The sequence below is a fragment of the Halorubrum kocurii JCM 14978 genome, assembly GCF_000337355.1.
Taxonomy (GTDB): domain Archaea; phylum Halobacteriota; class Halobacteria; order Halobacteriales; family Haloferacaceae; genus Halorubrum; species Halorubrum kocurii.
The window spans coordinates 1-696 of record NZ_AOJH01000026.1; the positions used below are offsets into that span (position 1 = coordinate 1).

Sequence of the window (696 nt, forward strand, 5' to 3'; positions counted from 1 at the left end):
GACACCCAGCTCCGCACAGGCGCGCATCACCCGAACCGCGATCTCCCCGCGGTTCGCGACCAGAACCTTGTCGAACATTCTTACACCATCATTCCACCATAACCCACCTCATTCTATCGGTCCGCGACGACGATCGGTGACGACGATCGTCGTACTCCCTCGGCAGTCGCCGGGACGTTCCCGAGACGATTAAGAGCCTGCCGGCCGCCACGTCCGGACATGCTCTCGCCCGGAAACCCCTACGTGTTGCCGTCGGTGCTGGTCGCGGCGGGCGCGTATCTCGCCGCGACGCTGCTGACGGACGCCTCGTTGCTCGTCCGGATCGGCATCCTCGCGCTCTTCGTGGGCGTCGTGCCGATCGCTCTCAACCGGCTCCTCGGCGGCGGCTCGACCGACGACCGGCGCGACGAGCCGACCGAGGAAGCGGAGCAGGGCGACGGCGTGGCCGACGAGTCGCGCGAGGCGTGACCCGTCGACTGCTGGCGCGGAACCCGTCGGTTATCAGCACCGTCCATAGCTATATACGCGATCAGACGTATTCTCGGTCGCGCCCTGCGAAGGGTTCGCGTGGCGGTCGGACCGCCGGGGCCACCGGGGCGTACCGGGTCCACCGCCGGGGGAATGCGCGCGGCCTGATTTAAAAGCGGTCGGTCCGGCCGGCCGCGGTCCTGTCTCTTATACACATCTCTGATGGCG

General features: G+C 67.4%; 2 protein-coding genes. One reads left to right on the forward strand and one right to left on the reverse strand.

The window, feature by feature from the left end; genetic code table 11:
* Positions 1-78 (reverse strand): biotin carboxylase N-terminal domain-containing protein (locus tag C468_RS19300; RefSeq protein ID WP_008847376.1); only part of this gene is annotated, 78 nt, incomplete at its 3' end.
* A 141-nt stretch (positions 79-219) separates the two neighbouring features.
* On the opposite strand from C468_RS19300, the gene C468_RS02885 reads away from it, so the two are divergent.
* On the forward strand, positions 220-468 hold the full coding sequence (locus tag C468_RS02885) for a hypothetical protein (protein ID WP_008847377.1): 249 nt from the start codon (positions 220-222) through the stop codon (positions 466-468).
* Positions 469-696 lie beyond the last annotated feature (228 nt).

Excerpts from the sequence above, each read along its gene's own strand:
- C468_RS02885 (WP_008847377.1), top strand. The coding sequence starts at position 220 with ATGCTCTCGCCCGGAAACCCCTACGTGTTGCCGTCGGTGCTGGTCGCG.